This window comes from Micromonospora chalcea (genome assembly GCF_002926165.1).
In the GTDB taxonomy this organism is placed as follows: domain Bacteria; phylum Actinomycetota; class Actinomycetes; order Mycobacteriales; family Micromonosporaceae; genus Micromonospora; species Micromonospora chalcea.
Map to the genome: position 1 here is coordinate 12829 of NZ_MAGP01000176.1, position 20374 is coordinate 33202.

19 protein-coding genes and 1 pseudogene are annotated in these 20374 nt (G+C 70.2%); 6 read left to right on the forward strand and 14 right to left on the reverse strand.

Annotated elements, in window-relative coordinates:
- The first annotated feature begins 71 nt into the window (after positions 1 to 71).
- The gene (locus BAW75_RS30465; RefSeq protein ID WP_104115819.1) at positions 72 to 1103 is read left to right on the forward strand and encodes a helix-turn-helix domain-containing protein; all 1032 of its coding nucleotides are present in this window, start codon (positions 72 to 74) and stop codon (positions 1101 to 1103) included.
- Positions 1104 to 1154: 51 nt separating this feature from the next.
- Here the strand turns inward: BAW75_RS30465 and BAW75_RS30470 are convergent, their stop codons facing one another.
- The 11 genes and pseudogenes from BAW75_RS30470 to BAW75_RS30515 form a co-directional block, all read right to left on the reverse strand.
- Positions 1155 to 2441: an IS256 family transposase gene (locus BAW75_RS30470; protein ID WP_104115820.1), complete on the reverse strand. Its 1287-nt coding sequence runs from the start codon at positions 2439 to 2441 to the stop codon at positions 1155 to 1157.
- 92 nt (positions 2442 to 2533) lie between these two features.
- A pseudogene (locus tag BAW75_RS33580) lies at positions 2534 to 3740 on the reverse strand (IS110 family RNA-guided transposase).
- A 527-nt stretch (positions 3741 to 4267) separates the two neighbouring features.
- A complete protein-coding gene (locus BAW75_RS30480) occupies positions 4268 to 5398 on the reverse strand; it encodes a fatty acid desaturase family protein (protein WP_104115821.1) in 1131 nt (376 codons plus the stop codon).
- Between the two features lie 60 nt (positions 5399 to 5458).
- Positions 5459 to 6955 (reverse strand): glycoside hydrolase family 130 protein, encoded by a 1497-nt coding sequence (locus BAW75_RS30485; RefSeq protein WP_104115884.1) that lies wholly within the window; start codon positions 6953 to 6955, stop codon positions 5459 to 5461.
- Complete coding sequence (locus BAW75_RS30490; RefSeq protein ID WP_244206323.1) at positions 6952 to 8004, reverse strand: glycosyltransferase; 1053 nt, start codon at positions 8002 to 8004, stop codon at positions 6952 to 6954. The genes BAW75_RS30485 and BAW75_RS30490 overlap by 4 nt, the downstream gene beginning before the upstream one ends.
- Positions 8001 to 9137, reverse strand: coding sequence for a glycosyltransferase (locus BAW75_RS30495; protein ID WP_104115822.1), 1137 nt, complete (start codon positions 9135 to 9137; stop codon positions 8001 to 8003). The genes BAW75_RS30490 and BAW75_RS30495 overlap by 4 nt, the downstream gene beginning before the upstream one ends.
- 120 nt (positions 9138 to 9257) lie before the next feature.
- The gene (locus BAW75_RS30500) at positions 9258 to 10268 is read right to left on the reverse strand and encodes a glycosyltransferase family 4 protein (RefSeq protein ID WP_104115823.1); all 1011 of its coding nucleotides are present in this window, start codon (positions 10266 to 10268) and stop codon (positions 9258 to 9260) included.
- Entirely contained in the window at positions 10265 to 10438 is a 174-nt protein-coding gene (locus BAW75_RS32520) for a hypothetical protein (protein WP_167435644.1), read from the reverse strand. Before BAW75_RS32520 ends, BAW75_RS30500 begins: the two co-directional genes overlap by 4 nt.
- A 256-nt stretch (positions 10439 to 10694) precedes the next feature.
- Complete coding sequence (locus BAW75_RS32180) at positions 10695 to 11015, reverse strand: hypothetical protein (protein ID WP_146074925.1); 321 nt, start codon at positions 11013 to 11015, stop codon at positions 10695 to 10697.
- Between the two features lie 132 nt (positions 11016 to 11147).
- Entirely contained in the window at positions 11148 to 11879 is a 732-nt protein-coding gene (locus tag BAW75_RS30510; RefSeq protein WP_104115825.1) for a GAF and ANTAR domain-containing protein, read from the reverse strand.
- A gap of 83 nt (positions 11880 to 11962) precedes the next feature.
- Positions 11963 to 12667, reverse strand: a complete 705-nt coding sequence (locus BAW75_RS30515; RefSeq protein ID WP_208635352.1) for a GAF and ANTAR domain-containing protein — start codon at positions 12665 to 12667, stop codon at positions 11963 to 11965.
- A 611-nt stretch (positions 12668 to 13278) separates the two neighbouring features.
- On the opposite strand from BAW75_RS30515, the gene BAW75_RS30520 reads away from it, so the two are divergent.
- The 4 genes from BAW75_RS30520 (at position 13279) to BAW75_RS30540 (ending at position 15968) form a co-directional block, all read left to right on the forward strand.
- Positions 13279 to 13581 carry a LapA family protein gene (locus BAW75_RS30520; protein ID WP_208635353.1) on the forward strand — a complete coding sequence of 101 codons (303 nt, stop codon included), beginning with the start codon at positions 13279 to 13281 and terminating at the stop codon, positions 13579 to 13581.
- Positions 13582 to 13584: 3 nt separating this feature from the next.
- On the forward strand, positions 13585 to 14163 hold the full coding sequence (locus BAW75_RS30525) for a DUF5994 family protein (protein ID WP_104115827.1): 579 nt from the start codon (positions 13585 to 13587) through the stop codon (positions 14161 to 14163).
- A gap of 141 nt (positions 14164 to 14304) precedes the next feature.
- On the forward strand, positions 14305 to 14526 hold the full coding sequence (locus BAW75_RS32525) for a hypothetical protein (RefSeq protein WP_167435645.1): 222 nt from the start codon (positions 14305 to 14307) through the stop codon (positions 14524 to 14526).
- A gap of 725 nt (positions 14527 to 15251) precedes the next feature.
- Complete coding sequence (locus BAW75_RS30540) at positions 15252 to 15968, forward strand: GAF and ANTAR domain-containing protein (RefSeq protein WP_104115830.1); 717 nt, start codon at positions 15252 to 15254, stop codon at positions 15966 to 15968.
- A 14-nt stretch (positions 15969 to 15982) separates the two neighbouring features.
- Here BAW75_RS30540 and BAW75_RS33150 read toward each other — a convergent pair whose 3' ends face one another.
- Positions 15983 to 16615 carry a hypothetical protein gene (locus BAW75_RS33150; protein ID WP_244206324.1) on the reverse strand — a complete coding sequence of 211 codons (633 nt, stop codon included), beginning with the start codon at positions 16613 to 16615 and terminating at the stop codon, positions 15983 to 15985.
- Between the two features lie 638 nt (positions 16616 to 17253).
- Here BAW75_RS33150 and BAW75_RS30550 point away from each other — a divergent pair.
- Positions 17254 to 18435: a low temperature requirement protein A gene (locus BAW75_RS30550; RefSeq protein ID WP_104115832.1), complete on the forward strand. Its 1182-nt coding sequence runs from the start codon at positions 17254 to 17256 to the stop codon at positions 18433 to 18435.
- A 438-nt stretch (positions 18436 to 18873) separates the two neighbouring features.
- Here BAW75_RS30550 and BAW75_RS32185 read toward each other — a convergent pair whose 3' ends face one another.
- Positions 18874 to 19659: a hypothetical protein gene (locus tag BAW75_RS32185; RefSeq protein ID WP_146074926.1), complete on the reverse strand. Its 786-nt coding sequence runs from the start codon at positions 19657 to 19659 to the stop codon at positions 18874 to 18876.
- Complete coding sequence (locus BAW75_RS30560) at positions 19656 to 20285, reverse strand: RNA polymerase sigma factor (protein ID WP_244206325.1); 630 nt, start codon at positions 20283 to 20285, stop codon at positions 19656 to 19658. Before BAW75_RS30560 ends, BAW75_RS32185 begins: the two co-directional genes overlap by 4 nt.
- Between the last annotated feature and the right edge of the window lie 89 nt (positions 20286 to 20374).

A 20374-nucleotide genomic window follows, 5' to 3' on the forward strand; every position in this document is an offset into this window, starting at 1 on the left:
CGCCGCGCCAACCGGGCACGACGCGCCGGATCAGCCACAATGCGGGAGTACAAGATCGGGTTGGGAGAGTCATGAGCACGTCGACGTTCGAACGGGGACGCCTGCGGGTGGCCCGCGAACTCGTCGGGCTCAGCCAGGCTCAGCTCGCTGCCGCCGTCGGCCTGACACCGGCGGCCATCAGCCAGTTCGAGAGCGGCGCAGCACGTCCCAGCCCGGAGAGCGTTCACGCCCTCAGCGCCACGCTGCAGGTGCCCACCGAGTTCCTCGCCCAGCCGTTGACCGAGACACACGAAGGCTTCTTCCGGTCGCTGCGCCGGACCGCAGTGGTAGACCGCCGTCGCGCAAGAGCGATCGCCCACGTCGCCCACGATCTAGCCCTCCACGCGACTCGGACCGGACACTTCGCCGGCGGCGACGTCCCCCGCATCCGCTCCAGCGGGCTCGACGCTCCCCGCAGCGAGATCGAGCGGATCGCCGACCAAGTCCGCAAGACATGGAACGTCCCCGCCGGCCCGATCACCGACGTCGTCCGGCTCCTCGAAGGGCACGGCATCGCCGTCATCCGACTCCCGCTCGGAACCGCAGACGTCGACGCCTTCTCACTGCCCTTCTCCGACCACCCAGTCGTCGTGCTCGGTACGGACAAAAATGACCGGGCACGCTCACGCTTCGACGCCGCTCACGAACTCGCCCACCTCGTCCTCCACGGCGAACAAATCTGGGGGATAAAAGAGGTCGAAACACAAGCGCACCAATTCGCTGCGGCATTCCTCATGCCAGCGGACGAGATCCGAAACCAACTACCAACTACAGTAGATTGGCCCAAGCTATTCGAGCTCAAGCGATGCTGGCAGGTGTCCCTAGCCGCCCTACTCATGCGCGCCCGCACCTTAGGCCGCATGACCGAAAGCACCTACCTCACAGCCATCAAGGCCTCCTCCGCCCGCGGATGGCGACGCCTCGAACCAGTCCCACTCGGACCACCTGAGACGCCATCACGCCTGCTCAGCTATCTGGAGGCCCCACACAGCAAGACCGCACGGGCAGCCCTACCGGCCCACATCATCGCCGGCATCACCACAGCCACAACATCTACCGAATAAAGAAGCTGATCTTCGGGCCTGTCTCGCTAAGGGTGTTTCCGGCGATCTTGGTTAGTAGGTTTCAGCGGCGGGGAAGCGGTCGCTGAAGGTGATGGCGAAGGCGTTCAGGGCGGGTTTCCAGCGCATCGTCCATCGGGTTCTGCCTGCTCCGGTGGGGTCCAGGGACCGGGTCACCAGGTACAGACACTTCAACGCGGCCTGCTCGTTCGGGAAGTGGCCGCGGGCCTTCACGGCCCGCCGGTAGCGGGCGTTGAGCGACTCGATCGCGTTCGTGGAACAGATGACGGTGCGGATCTCCAGGTCGTAGTCGAGGAACGGGATGAACTCGGCCCAGGCGTTGTCCCACAGTCGGATCACCGCCGGATACCGGCCGCCCCACTTCTCGGCTAGATCGTCGAACGCCGCCCTGGCCACTTGAGCGTTGACGGCGGTGTAGATCGGTTTGATGTCGCGTTTCAGCTCGTCCCAGTACTTGCGGGAGGTGAGGCGGAACGTGTTGCGGATCAGATGGATGATGCACGTCTGCACCACGGTTCGGGGCCAGACGTTCGTGACGACCTCCGGCAGCCCTTTCAGGCCGTCGCAGACGAGGAAGAACACGTCCTTGACGCCGCGGTTGCGCAGGTCGGTCAGCACGCTCATCCAGAACTTCGCGCCCTCACCACCGGCGCCGGCCCACAGGCCGAGGATGTCTTTGTCGCCGTCGAGGGTGACCCCGATCGCGGCGTAGAAGGGCCGATTGGCGACCTGCCCGTCGCGGACCTTGACCACGATGGCGTCGATGAACACGGCGGCGTAGATCTCGTCCAACGGGCGGTGCGACCAGTCGGTCATCTCCTCGATCACCTTGTCGGTGATCCGGGAGATCGTCTCCTTGCTGACCGACGCACCGTAGATCTCCGCGAAGTGCGCCGAGATCTCCCCGGTCGTCAACCCTTTGGCATACAACGACAACACGACCTCATCGACCCCCGACAACCGGCGCTGCCGCTTGCGCACGATCTGCGGCTCGAACGTGCCAGCCCGGTCCCGAGGCACGTCGATCTGCACCGGGCCGTTGGCTTCGGTCAGCACCGTCTTCGACCGAGTCCCGTTGCGGACGTTGCCCGACCCGGCCCCGGCCTGGTCGTGTTTGGCATAGCCGAGGTGCTCGGTCATCTCCTCGTTCAGCGCGGTCTCCAGGACCGTCTTGGTCAACTGCTTCAACAGTCCATCCGGGCCGGTCAGCGACAGCCCTTGTTCCTTCGCGGCCCGGACCAGCTCAGCGGCAGCCTTCGCCTCCGCCGACGGCTCGGGCCGCTTCTTACGTCCGGTCTGGTCGTTCAGTGTCGCGGTCATCACGGCACCCTCCTCACCAGGCACAACGCCCGGCAGGTCAGGCCGGAAACACCTTTAGATCCACAGACCCTGATCTTCAGCAAGCGGAGTCTCTACGCGAGTTCGCATGGCGCCAGTTCTCCTGATCTTGGTTGTTTGGGCTGGTAGGGGGTCTTGTCGCGGATGCAGGCCCAGAGGACGTTGAGGCGTTGTCTGGACAGGGCTGCGGTGGCCTGGCGGTGTGTTTTCCCTTCGGCTCTCTTCTTGTCGTAGTAGGCGCGTGATCGTGGGCAGTGGGTCAGGGCGGTGAAGCTGGACATGCTGAACACCCGGCGCAGGCCGCGGTGGTAGCGGTGGGGTCGAACCTGGTGGCCTTGGCGGCGGCCGGAGTCTCGGGAGATCGGCGCGAGCCCGGCGTGGGCAGCGAGTGCCGCGGGACTGGCGTAGGTGGTGAGGGTGCCGGCGTGGGCGAGGAACTCGGCGGCGAGAGTGGTGCCGATACCGGGCAGGCTGGTGACGATCTCCCCCAGCTCGTGCTCGGCGACCACTGCGGCGATGGTTTCCTCGATGGCGGTGATGCGGTCGTTGACCGCCTCCAGGTCAATAGCCATCTGGCCCACGATCCCGGCCGCGGTGGCCTCTCCCGCGACGGCGACGGGTCTGTGTCCGCGCGGCGGCGAGGACCTTGGCGGTGAGCGCCTTGGCGGCCCAGACGCCGTGCTGGCGTAGGTAGGCCAGGATGCGGGCTTCGCCGGCACGGCGCAGGCCGGCAGGGGTCTGCCACTGCGCGAGGAGCCGGAGCGCACCTCTGCTGCGCAGGTTCAGCGCCTTCTCCAGGGCGGGGCTGATCATGGTCAGGAGGTCCTGAATGCGGGCGGTGATGCGGACCCGGTCGGCGACCAGGTCAAGGCGGCGGGAGACGAGCAACTTCAGCTGCTGCTGCACCCCGTCCGCCAGGGTGAGGGTCGGAAGGTCGCCGCGCATGCGCAGGGTTTGGGCGATGACGTAGGCGTCGTGGGCGTCGGTCTTGCGCTCACCGTGAAATGCCTCCGCCATCCGCGAGGTGACCGTGCCGCTGACGTAGCGCACGTCCGCACCTCGATCGAACAGGACCGCCAGCAGCAGCGCCGCGGGTCCGCCTCGTAGGTCGACGGCCCAGCGGATCGGCTTACGGCGCTTGCCGAGCCGCCCGGCGATGCCGGAGATGGATTGTTGGTCGTTGGGGATCTTTTCGGACATCACCACGGTGCCGTCGTCGTCGACGACGCACACGTGGTGGTGGGTCTTGCCGACGTCGACGCCGGCCCACAGGCTGCCCATCGGGCATCACCCTTCTCGCTCGTGCTGGTCATGGGGCTGGACCCGCCGCGGTTCAGTAGCCACAACTTCGGAAAGGGCGATCGGTCGCAAGTCTCCATCCAGTGCTGATACAGCGGTCATCAGCGAGGGCCGGGGCGTCCCACTCCTAGCTGGCCATGACATCGGCGGCACACACCCAGACAGTCACCCGACCCTCCGGGCCCACATCAGCAAACGACACAATTCGATGTCTGGTTGCGGGTCCGGACGGACTCCTGGAGTCTGCTGCCGTCGGCGTCGGCTGTCGGGGCGTCACGCCGGTACGCCGCGGCGGCCTGAGGACCTCACCCGCCCTTTGGCGATCGCGGCCGGGCCCAGCAGCGAGTCCGTGCTCTGCGGTAGCCGGTCCGGCCCGGGGCCGAGGTGACCCTGAGTGGGAAGCTGGGTGACACCCCTCAGCCCGTTCGCGGAAGAACGTCGGCATGGCTGGGCGTAAGGGCACCCGGCGCTGTCGTCCTACTCGACCCCCCGGGCCGATGACGCGCACGTCATCGAAGATCGACGTTCTGCACCTCGCGCAGCCGCGCCGCCGGTCCCGTCGGTCCGGTCGGCTCGACGGGTGACGCGGATTCTCCGGCCGGCCGGGCGTTGCGCCCCACGCGGTGCAGGTGGCGCAGCGCCTGGCGATACGAGTCGAGCAGGCCGGTTTCGACGTAGGGCAGGTCGTGCTCGCGGCAGAAGGCGCGGACGATCGGCCGGGCGTGGCGCAGTGCGGCGCGGGGCATGCTGGGGAACAGGTGGTGTTCGATCTGGTGGTTCAGGCCGCCGAGCAGAAGATCGACCAGCCGGTTGCCGCGGACGTTGCGGGAGGTGAGGACCTGGCGGCGGAGGAAATCCACCTCCTCGTCCGCACCGAGGATCGGCATGCCCTTGTGGTTGGGGGCGAAGGCACATCCCAGGTACAGCCCGAAGAGGCCCTGCTGCACGACGACGAAGACCACCGCGCGCAGCGGGGACAGCACCACGAAGACCGCGGTGAGGTATGCGGCGGCGTGCAGCCCGAGCAGCAGCGCCTCCCGGCCACGCCCTCGGTAGGTGGACCGGGACAACGCACGGACGCTGGCCACGTGCAGGGCCACGCCTTCGAGCAGCAACATCGGGAAGAACAGGAGCCGCTGGTGGCGGGCGAGCAGCCGTCCCGCACCGCGCCGCCGGTCGGCCTGCGCCCTGGTGAACGCGAGAGCTTCGCCCGCGATGTCGGGGTCGCGGCCCTCGGTGTTGGGGTGGGCGTGATGGCGGTGGTGCTTGTCGACCCACCAGCCGAAAGCGAGCCCGATAACCAGGTTGCCGTACACCAGCCCGACCAGGTGGTTGGCGCGTCGGGACCGGAAGATCTGCCGGTGGCCGGCGTCGTGGCCGAGGAAACCGCTCTGGGTGAAGACCACGGCAAGGTACGCCGCGGTGACCAGTTGCCACCACGAGTCCCCCACCAGCACGAAGACCGTCCAGCCCGCGGCGACCAGCGCGGCGTTGACGGCAATCATGACCAGGTAGTAGGTCGGACGCCGGTCGAGCAAGCCCGCTCGGCGCACCCGGCTCAACAGTTCGGCGTAGTCGCTGCCGTGACGGCGCTGCGACCCCGGCGGCGCCGCTCCGATGGTCTGGTCGATGGTGCTCATGGATCCTCCCGGCAGTCGAAACTCAGCACGCCGCCGGGGTCTGGAGCGAACGCCCCCAGCCTACTCCGCAGCCTGGGCGGCAGGGCGGGGCGGCGATCGCACCATCGCCCCGATGAGCGCGGCCACCGGCACGGTGGCGAGACCGATCCGGGCGTCGCTGGCCCCGTACGGCAACCACAGCTCGCCGGCGTGGACGAGCCCGCCGCAGGAGTAGACGACGTTGGGTACGTATCCGTCCCGGTCTGCCTCGTCGGGGGACAGGAGCGCGCCGGGGAGCCGTGCGAGGACCCGTTCCGGTCGGTGCAGGTCGAGCAGGAGCGCGCCGATGGCGTAGCGGCGCATCGGGCCGACGCCGTGGGTGAGCACGAGCCAGCCGGCGTCGGTTTCGATGGGGGATCCGCAGTTGCCGACCTGGATCAGTTCCCAGCTGTCCCGGGGTGCGTGCAGCGGCACCGGTTCCTGCCACCGGTTCTCGCCGTCCAAGCAGGTCAGCCCGAGGGTCTCCCCATCGGCGCGGCACAGGGCGAGGTGCCGGCCGCCGACGGTACGGGGGAACAGCGCGACGCCCTTGTTGCGGATGCCCGGCCCGCGCATCGGGGTGCTCTCGAAGCGGCGCAGGTCGCTGCTGGCCAGCGCGCGGGTGGCGATGTGCCGTCCGTCGTAGGCGGTGTAGGTGGCCCGGTAGACGGGTCCGGACTCGTCGGTGAATCTGATGAACCGGGCGTCCTCCATGCCGTTGCTCTCCGCCGGAACGGCCGGCCAGAGCACCCGTTGGTGCAGGGCGGTGTCGGTGGGGAAGGTCGTGGCGTAACTGGCGGCGTTGGTGCGGCGTACGTGTTCGAGGGTGTCCGGCCCGGTGCTGCGGGAGAGCAGGTCGGGTGGCAGCTCACCGAGCACCCGCTCGAAGGTGCCCTCGTCGTACCGATCAGGCAGGGCGTCCAGCACGGTGGCGGTGACCTCGTTGTCGCAATCCTCCTCCGCCAGCCCGGCGACGAGCAGGTCCCGGCGATGCCGTACCCGGGCCCGCTGCCCGACGACCAGCGGGCCGGACCGGTCGGCGACGGCGAGTTGGCGGCCGGGGCCGAGGACCGCGGTGGCGAACCCGATGGACGACCGGTGGCCCTCGCCGATCTGGCGCAGGCTGATCGCGACACGCACCTGCCCGTCGCCCAGACCGCTCTGGTCGGGGTGGGTCACCATCGACGGGTTGCACAGCGCGGCGGCCTCGACCGCGTACTCGTGACTGAAGTAGGCGCCGACCAGGAGACGCGCGGCGGGCGAGAGGTCCCAGGCCCGGGCGGCGCGGTGCCGGACGAGGTCGTAGTGGTGGTGGAACGTGCCGTCCAGGTCGCGGTGCCGAGCGCCGAAGCGATCGAAGGTGTCCCGCAGCAGCCGGCCGGTCTCCTCCTCGTCGAGGCGCGCGACGCGGGCGATGAGCGCCCGCGCGCGGGTGCGTACCAGGGCGGCGTCCTCACCCGGGACGAAGAGCTTGAGGATCACCCGGCGTGGATCCGGAGTGAGGACGACGTCCTGCCGGACGGCGAGGCTCCCGGTCACGACCACCGCCGGGCGTGCTGGAGGGTGGAGATCAGCGCGAGGGTCGACTCGGCCCCCTGGTTGAGGTTGGGTCCGTGCGCGGTCAGCCCGTCGTAGCCGCCGCCGGTCGCCGGATCCCACATCCGCGTGCCGACGTCGTTGTCACCGCGGAACCACCCCACCGCCTGCCGCACCCCGGCCTCCCAGGCGGGGTCGCCGGTGACCGTGGCGGCGGTGGCGCAGGCGTCGGCGAACGCGGCGACCTCGATCGGCTGCTGGTCGTGGCGGGGCCGCGGCGCACCGCCTGCCCAACCGTCGGCGGGTACGACCGACAGGTGCCCGTCGCGCAGTTGGACGTCGCGCAGCCAGGTCAGCATCCGCAACCCGTCGCCGAGGGGTGGACCGTCGTGGCGCAGCTGGCTGGCCGCGATGACGACCTCCGCGAGGGCCGCGTTGGCATAGGTCAGCCGCGGCTGCGGCCAGGGCCAGCGCGGATCGGATCCGGGGGTGCCGATCGTGCTGGCCGCGTCCCCCAACAGTGCTGCCGCATCGGCGTGGGCCGGATGGCGGCGCAGCACCTCGACCGCGCCGAGCCCGGCGAAGGCCATCGCGTGCGGGGTCGGGGCCCGTCTGGTGGCGCCCCGGCTGAAGGCGACCAGCGCCTCCTCCCGGATCCAGGGCGCCGGGCTGCGGGCCGCGGCGGTGCCCAGCCCCCACAGCGCGCGACCCCACCAGTCGCCGAGCCCGGGCTCGTCGGCCCAGCGCCGGTCGTGGCCGAGCCGGTTGTGGAAGGCGCCCCGGGTGTCCTGCGCGTGGGTGAGGAACGCGAGGTAGCGCTCCGCCAGCCCGAGCACCTCCGGGGTCGGATCCGGCTCGCGGCTGGTGACGACCAGGCCGCGGGCGACGTCGTCGGTGCAGTAGCCGTGCTCGCGGCGGACGATCGCGTGCCGGGCGTGCTCGAACAGGCCGGTGTCGTCACTCAACCGGGCCAGGTGCGCGAAGCCCGGCCGGGGCGTCGGATGTCGGCGGCCGCTGCCCGGCGCGGCGGACAACCCGGTGGTCGCGGTCACGCCGACGCCGCGCTGACCGCGGGACGGCGGGCGGCGACGAGCCGCTCGGCGAGCGCGCCGTAGCGGGCCGCCACCGCGGGCCAGCGCAGGTCCGCGGCCAGCGGCCGGACGCGACCGGCCAGCCGCGCGCCCAGGCCCGGTTCGGTCAGGATCCGCCGGATCGCGGCGGCCAGCGCCGCCGGATCCTGATGGGGTACGACCAGACCGGGGCCGCCGGTGAGCAGCTCGACGGCGTGCGGGAAGGCCGTGGCCACCACGGGCACCCCGGCGGCCACCGCCTCGATGAGCACCCCCGAGGTGACCTGTTCGCGGGAGTCGTAGGGCAGGACGACCACGTCGGCGGAGCGGATCAGCCGGCCGAGGGTGGCCTGGTCGTGGTAGACGTTCTGGTAGTCCACGGCGTGCGCGACGCCCAGCTCCGCGCCGAGCCGGTGCAGCCCCGCCCGGTACGCCTCGCCCTGGTGCTCGACCACCTTGGGATGTGTCCGGCCCGCGACCGTGTAGGCGGGGGTCGGGTCGAGGTCCTGCAACCGCGCGAGGGCCCGCAAGGACCACTCGACGCCCTTGCCGGGACCGAGAAGTCCCCAGGTCAGCAGGTGGGGCCGGGTACGGCGGTCGGCGGGTACGCCGACCTGCTCAGCTGCGCCGTGCGGGATGACCGTCACCTTGCCCGGACGTACGGCGTAACCGACGAGCAGCCGGTCGCGAGCCGTATCGGTCATCGTGACGACCGCTCCGGCCGCGGTGACGATCTGCTCCAGCAGGGACTTCTGCCGGGCCGAGGGCCGACGGAGCACCGTGTGCAGGACCACGATGCTCGGCACGGTGAGCCGGCGCAGCAACGGCAGGACGTCCTCGCCGTCGGCACCGGGGTAGATCCCGTACTCGTGCTGGACGACGGCCACGTCGAAGGCGTTCAGGGCCGTCGCGGCGTCCCGCCAGCCGGCCTGGGTGCGGGTCGACCAGGTGTGCACGACCCCGGGTCCGGCCCGCAGGTCGTCACCGCGGTCAGTGACCCGGACGATGCCGCCGCGCGTACCGTCGGCGCTCAATTGAGCAGCGAGGGCGGAGTTGAAGGCGGCCAGTCCACACCGGGTCGGTGGGTGGGTGCTGAGGAATCCGTAGCTGAGCATGGGTGTCGGGCCTTCCGGTTGTCGGCCGCCCCAGAAGTGCGGGGACGGCCTCACGCGGTGTCGGCGCACGCCGGCCAGCGTGTGTGGCCGGCGGAACGGGTTCGTGGGCGGTGATCGGATTCAGCGGTGCGATCGGGTGAGGTGGTCGTAGACGTCGAGGTAGTCGGTGACCATCCGGTCCGCGCCGAAGCGCTGCCCGGCCCGGGTCCGACAGGCGGCCCGGTCCAGCCCGGCAGCCCGGGTGACGGCGTCGACGGCCTGCTCGACGGTCTGCACGAGGAACCCCGTCACCCCGTCGTCGACGACCTCCGGCATCGATCCCCGCGAGTAGGCGACGACCGGCGTGCCGCAGACCATCGACTCCACCACCGACAGCCCGAACGGCTCGTCGAAGGCGATCGGGTGCAGCAGCGCGGTGCTCGCGCCCAGCACCTCGGCACGGCGGCGAGGGCCGACCGAGCCGAGGAAGACGACCTGGTCGCCGTCGATGTGCGGGGCGACCAGGTCGGCGAAGTACCGCTCGTCCTGCACGATGCCGCAGATGGTCAGCGGCCGGCCGGCACGGCGGGCGATCTCGATGGCGGTGTGGGTGCCCTTGTCGGGATGGATCCGGCCGAAGGCGGCCAGTCCGGGACCGGCGTCGCGAGTGAACGGCAGCCCGGTCAGGTCGACGCCGTGGTGCACCGTGGCGACGTAGTCGAGTTCGGCGCTGCGGTCAGCGTCGGAGATCGACACGTAGGACGAGCGGGCCCGGGCGTACGCGGGGAGGATCCCCGCGCCGGAGAAGCCGTGCACGGTGGTGAGCAGCGGAGCCCGGCAGTGCTCGGCGAAAGCCAGCGGCAGCCAGTCGAGGTGGCTGTGCACCAGGTCGAACTGCCCGGAGCGGGCCATCGCGTGGGAGACGTGCATCGCCTCCCACACCCGGCCGTCCATGCCCGGATCGTCGGCGTACCCCCGGGGGCACACGCCGTCGAGGGCCGCCGAGGTGACGGAGTCCTGCGTGGCGAAGAGGGTCACGTCCACGCCACGGGTGACCAGCCCCTCGGCGAGCAGCCCGGTCACCTGCTCCCAGGGACCGTAGTGGTGGGGCGGTGTGCGCCAGGCGACCGGACCGAGCAGGGCGACCCTCACGGGGACGGCGCGTCGGCGAGGTCGGCCGGATCGAGACGCAGGGTGGCGAGCAGCCCCGCGTGCTCGGCGGGGTCCACCCGCTCCGGTAGTTCCCGCTCGACCCAGTCGGCCCTGACCTGCTGGCCGCGCTCGCGCAGCGCCGCAACGATCCTGTACCTGGCGATCTTCATCGTCTGCCCCTCGAGAAGCCGTTCCGGACGGTCATGGTCACGGGTGGCGGTGTGGAGGCCCGGGTCGAATCCCGTCACCGGGATACCGAGGCGGCGGGCGGTTGACCCGTCGCCGTGACCGGCGAATGGTGCGGCACGTACCTGCGATCCCCCAGGGCGCAGCCGGCGCGGGCGGTGGTATCCCGGACCGCTTCAGGCTACGCCGGTCCGGGCCCTGCCATGCCAGGTGCCGGTGACGTGGGCACCCGGGAAGCAGTCAGCTCTCGGCAAACGTCGTGATGAGCACCAGCGGCAGAAGCAGGACAGCCAGCAGGAGGAACACCCGCAGGCGGAGCGCACGGACGTCGAGGGCCCGCCGTACCCGTACCCCGAATGCCGAGGGGCCGGATCTCCCGTTGGCCTGCGGCGAGGGCCGCCGGTGGCGATCGGACAAACGGCCATGGCGTTCTCTCCTGGTGAACGCGACGGCTCGTTTCACGGCTGCGCGTCGACGCCACAGTTGTTCGGTCTCCCCGGTGGCCGGGGTCAGCGTCGGAGGGGACGAAACAGCCGTGGGTGTCACGATGGTGGTTGCCATTGTTGAGCGCCCCTTAACGGGCTGGTGGCGGCGAGACTGGCGGCCACCGGGGACCCGGGCGACAGCGTCACCGTACGCCTGTATCTCCCCGACCGACACCCCTGGAAGCCGACTCGGCTGCGGAGGCGGTCGTCAGCCGGGCCGGTCGGCGGCCGGTCCCGGTGCGAGTCGCTCGGAACCGTCGACGATCGCCTGGGACAGTTCGGACAGTCGTCGGTTGCGGCTGCGGGCGCCGGCGCGCAGGATCGCGAAGGCTTGGCCCACGTCCACCTGCAGGCGTTCGGCGAGAACCCCCTTGGCCTGCTCGATCAGGACACGGCTGTGCAGAGCGGTCTGCAGCTGTTCGGTGAGGATGTCACGCCGGTGGATGGCGCGGTGCTGCAGCAATCCGATGGTGGCCACGCCGGCGAGTGCCTGACCGATGCGGAGCTTGTCCTCGTCGAGGGCCCCCGGCCGGACGTCGAAGAGGTTCAGCGCGCCGATGACCTCGGAGCGCAGGCGCATGGGCAGGGCGTGCACCGCGGCGAAGCCGACCTCGGCCGCGGCGGCGGTGAACCTCGGCCATCGGGCCGTGGTCAGGGTCAGATCGGCGACCGACACCGGCTGCCCGGAACGGAAGGAGTCGAGGCAGGGCCCCTGGTCGGTCTGGAGCTGGAACAGCTCCAGCAGTCGGGTGCGTTCGGAGGAGGCGGCGACCACCTGCAGCGTGTCCCGCTGGTCGGTCAGGAGCAGCCCGGCCGCCGACACACCCAGCAGCTCGACACACCTCTCGGTCAGCACGTGCAGGAACTCGATCACGTCGAAGTCGTCGACGAGAGTGTCGGCCATCTCCACGAAAACGTCGGCCAGCGGGGTCTCGGCCATGTCAGTCACCTCGTCAATCAATGGTTCCACCGGTCACCCGACGGGCGGTCCGTGCGACGCCGTCCCGGCGCCGATTCCCCAGCTCACTCATCTCGGTCACCGGGTATCCCGGCCGGTCCCAGACGCAGGCGCCGGGCGACGACATCAGCTGCCACCTCCCGGAGGCGCCGGTCCTGGGCGTACGCGTAGGCGCGCAACCGGATGAGCGCCACCGCCGCCGTCACCCCCAGCTGGACCATGATCATGCCCGTCGCCTGGTGCACCTCTGGGTGGTGCAGGCCGGACCCCTCGGGCCACTGATCGTCCCGGCCCGCCCCGTAGCGCGTCGCGTCGTCCAGCAGCACCGCGCATGCCGCGTCCGCCAGGACCAGCGCGTCGGCCAGTTGCTCCGCCCCGAGGTCACCGGCGCGGGCCCGGTAGAGGTCAAGGACACCGAGGCGGATCCCGCCCACCCGTAGGGGCAACGCGAACACCGCGCCAGCCCCGGCGAGCACCGCGGCCGGCGCGAACACCGGCCAGCGGGCGCGGCACTCCGGCACGGTCAGATCGGCGACCAGGACAGGTCCGCCGGCGGTCGCGTCCACGCACGGCCCCTCACCGAGGGTCAGCGCCAGGTCTTCCAGCTCCGACGCGGTCCGGTCCGTGGCGTACACCAGCTCGCGCGGCGTCGCGTCGAGGAGAACCGCGACGGCGGCGGAGTCGACGCCGGCGACCGACACCGCCGCCGCGCAGACATGATCGACCGCGACGGCGCCACCCTGGGCGGCATCGACGAGAACAGCCCCCAACCGCAGCCGACGGTCGGCGGATCGCCGCGCCCCGGGTGGTCCTTGCCCACTGCTGACTCCGGCCCGGATCAGTCGAACGGATGCGCTGGCATACCGCGCCGAGGTCCCGGGCGACGGTCACACCGTACTCCCGCGTGGCGCCGCGGCGCGACCGGCGGCCCACCGGACCCGCGACGGCTCCGACGGCCGACGAGCCGGTCGCGGAGGCGTACGCTTGCGGTGTCGCTCGGGACCCCGGTGGCTGACAGTCCGCCGCTGGCGGACGCACCCCCACCGATCGAGGTCACCGTGTCGGCCACCCGCCGCACCCCATGCACCGGTCAGGTCGCCGGATCTCCGTCGCATTCCTGGCCAGGCACCTCCCTCGCACCGGCACGTCGGACCGCGACAGCCCGTCGCGGGCCCGCCATCATCCAGGCGCGCCAGCGCACCACGGCATGCGGGCGCGCCAGATCCTCATCGGAAGGCGGCGGTTCGTGATGACCGCACCCCGGAACAGTCATGTTCGATCCTTCTCGCCAGGCGCCCGTGGCGGCGCCGATGCTTCTCGCGCGACGCCCCCGCGGCCATCGGTGAAGCGCTCACGGATCGGGGGCGTCTGGGTCGCTGCCGTGGTGTTCGCGTTCGTGCTCCTGCTGCTCCTGGTCTTCGTACTGCAGAACGGGCAACGTGCCGAGGTGTCGTTCCTCGGCGCTCACGGCACCTTGCCGATGGGGGTGGCGCTGCTGCTGGCCGCGGTCTTCGGGGTCCTGCTCGTCGCCCTGCCCGGCACCGCCCGGATCGTGCAGTTGAGGATGCTCGGCCATGCCGGCACGCGGCCCGACGGCCCGGCCGGGTCCGGTCCGACCCCTCCGTCGACGACCGGCATCGCTGGCGTCCCGCTGCCGCCCCGCCCGACCCGGGAGGACGGATGAGCCATGTCCGTCACCACGCGACGATTCGCCACGACCCCCGGGCTGGCGCCGTCCTCGCCCCGGCTGGTCCTCGCCCCTGTCCGGGCTCGGGCGGTCCTGGACGGCGGGTGGTGGCCGCGCTCCCGGGACCCCGCCGCCGAACTACCCGGTCTCGTCCTCGCCCTGTCCGAACGCCACGGTCGGATCCGGCATCTCATGCTCAACCTCCGCACCTGGGACAGCAGATTCCGCCGGTTGCCCGTCGGACCGGACGTGGTCCGGATCGGCTGGTTCGACACCCTCGATCCGGCCCTGCTGGTCGCCACCACCGGCCGCGACGTTCAGGTCGACCTGCTGGTGGTGCCGCCCGGCACGCCACGCGCGGCAGCCGAGTGGGCGATGGCGACCGCCGCCGACCCGACCAACCTCAGGCACGCGCCCGACATCCTGGCCAACGCACCGGTTGGGCCCCGGGCCGCGGCGACGACCGGCTCCGACGCGGACGCGGTGTGGGACAACGAAGGGGGCAGCACCGCTCCGATCGGCCGCCACCCCGTCAATGACCCCCACACCATCCCTCCCCGGACCGGCATGCCCTCATGAACGCTCTGCAGACAGTCGTCGCGATCGCGACAGTGGCGGTCGGCGTCATCGGTCTCGACACCGCCGCCCGAGCGGTGCGGGTCGTCCAGCAGTACGAGCGCGGTGTGGTGTTCCGCTTCGGTCCCCGGGGTCGACCGGCTGGTGACCATCGACCTGACCGGCGCACCTCGGCGCGAGCCGCCACACCTCGACGAACACCGCCCGGGTCACCGCGACGGCGACCGACGGGCGGCCACCAACCTCACACACCTGGATGGACTCAACGCGGACGAGACGGCGGTAGAGGCGACCGAAGGCGGCCCGGTCACGGTCGGCGACCCGCTTGACGAGGTCGTTCACGGATTCCGGGCCAGGACGACCTAGACAGGGGAAACAGGCATCCGATGCTCCTGGTGGTGTGCCTGCGGCTGGGTCATCACCAGGGGACCAGGGCGGTCGTTACGCGCCACCCTACGCCATCGCGCCGGTCATCCCCTGCGGCGACGGCGATGGTTCCCGGCCGCCGGTAGGGCGTTTCTCCGACCGATCGGCCGTCTGGTCGTGATGTAGCTCCGGCCCTCGATGGCAGTCGACCGCCCCGACGGACTGTGGAGTTCGCCCTGAAGGCACCCGTCTGTCACGGACCAGGCGCGAAGGCTGGTGAAGCCGTCCCCCGTCCCGACGATGTCCTTGCCGTGGTCGGCGAGGACGCCCGGTCGGCCCGTCGGCCATCAGTGGCGCCGGCCGTTCGGTAGGGCTCGACGGCCTGCACCGCGACAGCACCCCGACCCGCGCCGTCGACCGAACCGCACAGCCACACGAGGACGTGATCCGCGTACTGGACACACTGCCGCAGACCAGGGAGCACCTCGAAGTCCAACTCGCCGCCGCCGACGTCGTGCACCCGACGTACGTGACGGAAGCGGGGTATCCTGATGGCCCTGTAGTTCACATCCGCCGTATCGGGTGTGGCGAATCGGCGTCGAGCAATGGCGTTGGTCCCGGCTCCATCCAGTGGGGTCCGTGCAGCGGCCCGCGACGCGCGGGCTGCCACCCGCGCGCCCGCCCCGGCTCCTCGACGGGTGCGCCGGCCGTGAGGACCTGACGCCATGACCCGGCCACCGACGGACCCCGCCGACGCCTTCGCCGAACTCAACGGCACCAAGCTCGGCGAGCTCGACCTCGACGACGTCCTGCAACACGTCGCCGACCTCGCCAAACGCGTCCTGCCCACACCGGTTGAGGTCTGGGTCACGCTCGTCCGTGGTGGGACCGGGCACACCCCGCTGTCCACCCACAACCCGGTCCGCGGCGTGAACGAGCGGCAGTACGCCCAGGCGCGCCACCCCTGCCGGGACGCCGCCGCCATCGGCCACATCCTGCCGGTATCCGACCCCACCGCCGAGGACCGCCGGCCCGACCGGACCGAACGCGGATCGAAAACGGGCGTGGGCAGTTCCGTGTCGATCGGCCTGCCGACACAGGGGGCGGTCGTCGGCGCACTCAACGTCTACGCCCGCACACCGCACGCCTTCGACGACGACACCATCAAGATCCTGGAGACCTTCGCAGCGTACGCCGCCGTCGCCCTGGCCAACACGCACCTCTATGACATCACCGCCGCGCTGGCTCGGCGAATGCAGGAGACGATGGCCGGCCGCGTGGCCGTCGAGCAGGCCAAGGGCATCATCATGGCCGAACGCCACTGCACCCCCACCGAGGCGTTCGCAATCCTGACCAAGGTGTCACAAGACACCAACGACACGATCGGCGAAGCGGCACAGGCCATGGTCAACGGGGCAGCCAGAACTTCATCCACGTCCTGATCACCCTCGCAGCGTCAAGAATTCTCTCGTGGTAGCCAACCGAGAAAGCGCTGTTGCAGATCCTCTTTGTCGATGCGAGCCAGGTCGGAAAGGGCTGCGGTGAAGCACGAGCCAAGATAGATGCCGAGCGCGGGTCGGCTTCCGCCGAATTCTGCGAGGAGTTGGTTCCGCTTGATGGCGCAAGGCCATTCGTGGGCGCAGCCGCTGCAGGCCCACGTGGGTGGCATCGGTAGGTGCGACACCGACCCAGGGGTGGCGGGTCGCGGTGGCCTGGAACGGTGGGACTTCCAGTAGGGGCGGCGATCATTCGCGACAGGTAGGTGACAGTTCGCGGCGACGAAAGTGGCACCCGCACGCACCAGGACTTCAGGGCCGGGCTGTAGGGCAAGGAGAGCCGTGAGTGTGTGGTGGGCAAGGACGTCGAGTCCGTCACGATCGATGTTCAGCGTCCTGCACAGTGATGCGAGCAAGAGCGGCCCTGGCCAGGTGCTATCGGACACGATACAAGTGATCATGTCATAGAGGAGAACGCCGACGGCCTCAGCATGTTCGGTGAGAGCCGGCGGGGCCTCGGAATCCTGGCTGATAGCGCGAATGGCTTGGTTGACGGTGCCACGGATGATCGGATTGCCGCGTTCCAGATCCATCTGTGCAACTCCTTGGCATCAGCGACCGGATGTTACGTCGCAGAGACGTCTGAACTGGTCTCGATAACCCCACCCCATGAGCTGACAGTCCGCTGCCTGGCGAGACTCGTCAGATGCTCCCTTGTGCGACCCTCCGAACTGGTCGTACTCACGGGGCGGCCGTGCGGAACGCGCTGGTTGGATCCGAACACCGTCGGGACGCACGGCGAGCCTGACCACTCCGCGTACGGTGGACCCGGCGACCTCGTCCACGCGGGTCACCGGCGCGCCCGCTGCCGGACGTGGTCAGGCGACAGCCAGCACGACGAGCAGGCTGCCACGACGGGAGTGACGATCGGGCCACGCCCGAGCGGGCTGACGGCGATGGCGCCTGAACCACCGGACGCTCGGGCGCCACGCTCACCGTACGCCCTCCCATCTGGACATGCACCGCACCGGGCCGGCTCTTCCCGCGCACGTCGCCCCGCTCAACGGCATTCCGCAGTGTGGTACGCCAACCCACTCAAGGAGAAAAAGAACCACTTTGCCTTATCGTTTCCGCTCCTCACCCTAAAATCACTCAGGGAATTCTCACCGTTTTCCCCACCACGAATTGCTCGTCAGTCCGGAAAGTTCCGAGACCAGTGAAGGGGAGCCCGATGACGGCCGACCGAGCGGTAGGGCTGGCCCGGGAGGAGGAGGGACCGCAGCGGGCAACCCTGCTGGAACTGTTTCTCGATCTGGTCTTCGTGGCCGCGCTCGCCCTGACGTCACGAACCCTGGCTCAGCGTCTCGACTGGGTCGGGGTCTCTCAGACCGTGGTACTACTGTTGGCGATCTGGTGGGTCTGGTCCGCCACGGCGCTGGTCACCGACCTCTACCACGCGCAGCGGCCTCCCATCTTCGTCATGACGCTCTGGGTGATGCTCGGAACCCTGCTGATGGCTGGCACGCTGCCCGGCGCTTTCTCCGACCATGCCCTGGTCTTCGCGGGCGCATACGTGGCGATCCACCTGGGACGTGGCATCTTCCTCGTCGCCGCACTGCGCAACCGGGCGGCGCACCTGCGCCCCAGCCGATTCGTCTTCTGGTCCCTCGTGTCCGCGGTGCCGTGGATCGCCGGCGGATTCGTGGCAGGCTCGGCACGGGGCCTGCTGTGGACCGCGGCGCTCGCCATCGACTACGGGTCAGCCTGGCTCCGCTATCCCACGCCCCGGCTCGGTCGGATACCCACATCCCGGTACACGGTGGCGGCCGACCACTTGGCGGAGCGCTACCAGCAATTCTTCACCCTCGCCCTCGGCGATCTGGTCCTCCTCACCACGATGACCTACGCCGACAACGACGCGACAATCAGCCGCACCGCGGCGCTCCTACTGGCCTTCGCCGTCACCGCGCTGCTGTGGCAGATCTACGTCCACCGCGCCGGAGCCCTGTTGAAGGCCACCATCGAGTCCTCTCGAGATCCAGGCGGATTCGTGCGGTCCGCAGCCAACACCCACCTGCTCATGGTGGCCGGCGTCGTCGCCGCCTCCGCCGGCTTCGAAGTCGTCATCGCCCACCCCACCGATCACACCACCCCCTGGCTGGCCGGCGTCATCCTCGGCGGCCCCGCATTGTTCCTGGCCGGACGAGCCCGCTTCGAGTACGAGGTGTTCAGCCGCGTGTCACCTTCCAGGCTGGTCGCGCTGCTCACGCTGATCGTCGCCGGCGCCGCGCTGGTGCTCGTACCCGCCCTGGTGCCCGCCCTCACCGCCACCCTCGTCCTGGCAGGTGTCGCCATCGCGGACGGCGTCCGGGCCCGTGGGAACCCGCCCGAGCAACCAAGTCCCTCTCTGTAGCTGCGGGCGCGGGGGCCATTCACACCAAGCTCCGTCAGGAACCGGTTCCTCGGCTGATCCTCAGCAGGCGATCACAGCAACACCTGCCTGCTACACACGCAGGCAGAAGACACAATCGGCAGCGAGGTCCGCCGAGGGCTCGCCGGACTCGTCATCAACCACCACCCCGCCGCACCCCGCGACAAGTACGACCAGCTCCGCGCCATCCTGCACAACGCCGCCCGCACCGGCCTCGACGCGCAGAACCGGACCGGCTACCCGGCCCCTCCGCTGGACGCGTTTCTGCCGGCGGTGTGGCGGCGCGATCCTCGACGCAGTCCTTGACCAGGGGATGTGAAAGCAACAGGGTGGGCGGCGATGACCGCGCTGCCACCGGGGCTGACCCGCGAGTGACGATCAAACCAGGACCGAGTCGTCCGAAGGTTCGCAAACCTCTGGTCATTGGATCGGTAGCCGGACGGTGTTCGGGTCGACGAGCGTGACGCCGGTGACAGTGCGCACGTGCAGCTTGCTGCCGGCGAACTCGCCACGATCGCTGGGCCACCACACACCCCAGACACCGTTCCTCAGCGTGGCGCTCACTCGAAGTCCATTGGCCAGGACCACGTCGACGCCGGCCACAGCGGCACCGCTCAGGCCGTACATCTGAAAGGCTTGGATGCCGCCCTCTGGCGGCTTCTCCCAGACGCCGCCGAGCACCAGCACGGCACTGTCCTGGGGCTTGGTGAACGGTTTGTCGGAGACGGTGGCCGCCATGAGGTTGAGCCCGTTGCGCCCATCGGCCTTCAGACCAGACAGGGCGATCAAGGGGTCCCTGGAGGTGCCGCTGCCCATCGAGACATCGACGCAGTAGGTGAAACCGCCGCGTCGATCGACCAGCACCTCCCGTCGGGCCGCGGCCTCCGGGCGCGCCGGGACACCTCCGACGCCCACCCCGCCGACGCCGAGGTCGCTGCATTTCGAAGCCCAGCCCTCGATCTCCTCGTCCGAGGCGGTCAGTGGTGGAGCGGCCTGCGGGACGGGCGTCCAAGCAGCATAATTCTGCTGCGGTGGATCGGGGGCGAGCGCCACGAAGCCCGCTGCAGCGGTCAGGGCAGCGAGGCCACCAGCTACGGCGATGCGACGGTTCCGACTCGGCACAGCCCCACGCGAGGCCTGAGCAACCAGCATTCGCCGAACGTCGGCCTGGCGCTGCGGGTCCGGGCGGGATCGCAGCTCAGTCATGACATCTCCTGTCGCTGTGTCGGGGTGGCGACTGGGCAGGTCGCGGGATCGGCAATGCTTATTGAGCCTGTCTCGGCATCGAGCCGGGACCGGGCCCGCGACAACCGTGATCGGACGGTGCCCACCGGTACGCCGAGCGCTACTGCCGCCTCGGCATATGTGAGGCCCTGCCAGACACAGAGCAGCAACACGTCGCGGTCGGGCGGCCTGAGTCGCTCGAGGGCTGCCCGCAATCGGGCCAGGTGTCGCTCGTCGTCGAGCCGGCCGGCGACCTCCTCGGCGTGGTCGGGCGTGGTCGAAGCGGGTGCCAGCCGTTCCAGCGCCCGTCGATGCCGCACCGCGGTCCGCCAGCGATGCTGAATTGTCCGGCGAGCGATCCCGTACAACCACGGCAGCGCGTTGCCATCGACCAGCTCGACCTCACCCCGCCGACGCCACGCCTCCAGGAACACGATGGAGACCAGATCATCGGCGGCGTCGATCGAGCCGGTCCGGCGGGCACAGAATGCCCGGACGGCCCCGCCGTGCCGGTCAAAGAGCACACCGAAGCACTCGGCCTCCCCTTGGCGTGCCCGCTGCCACAGCTCGCCGTCGTCGGCCCGGATCATGTCCGCCGTCTCGCTCACACTCTCTTATGACCGTCGCGCCCGTCAGGTTCCACTTCTGGTAGCACTAGTCGGCCATCACCATCCGGCACGCGCAGCCAAACTCGCCA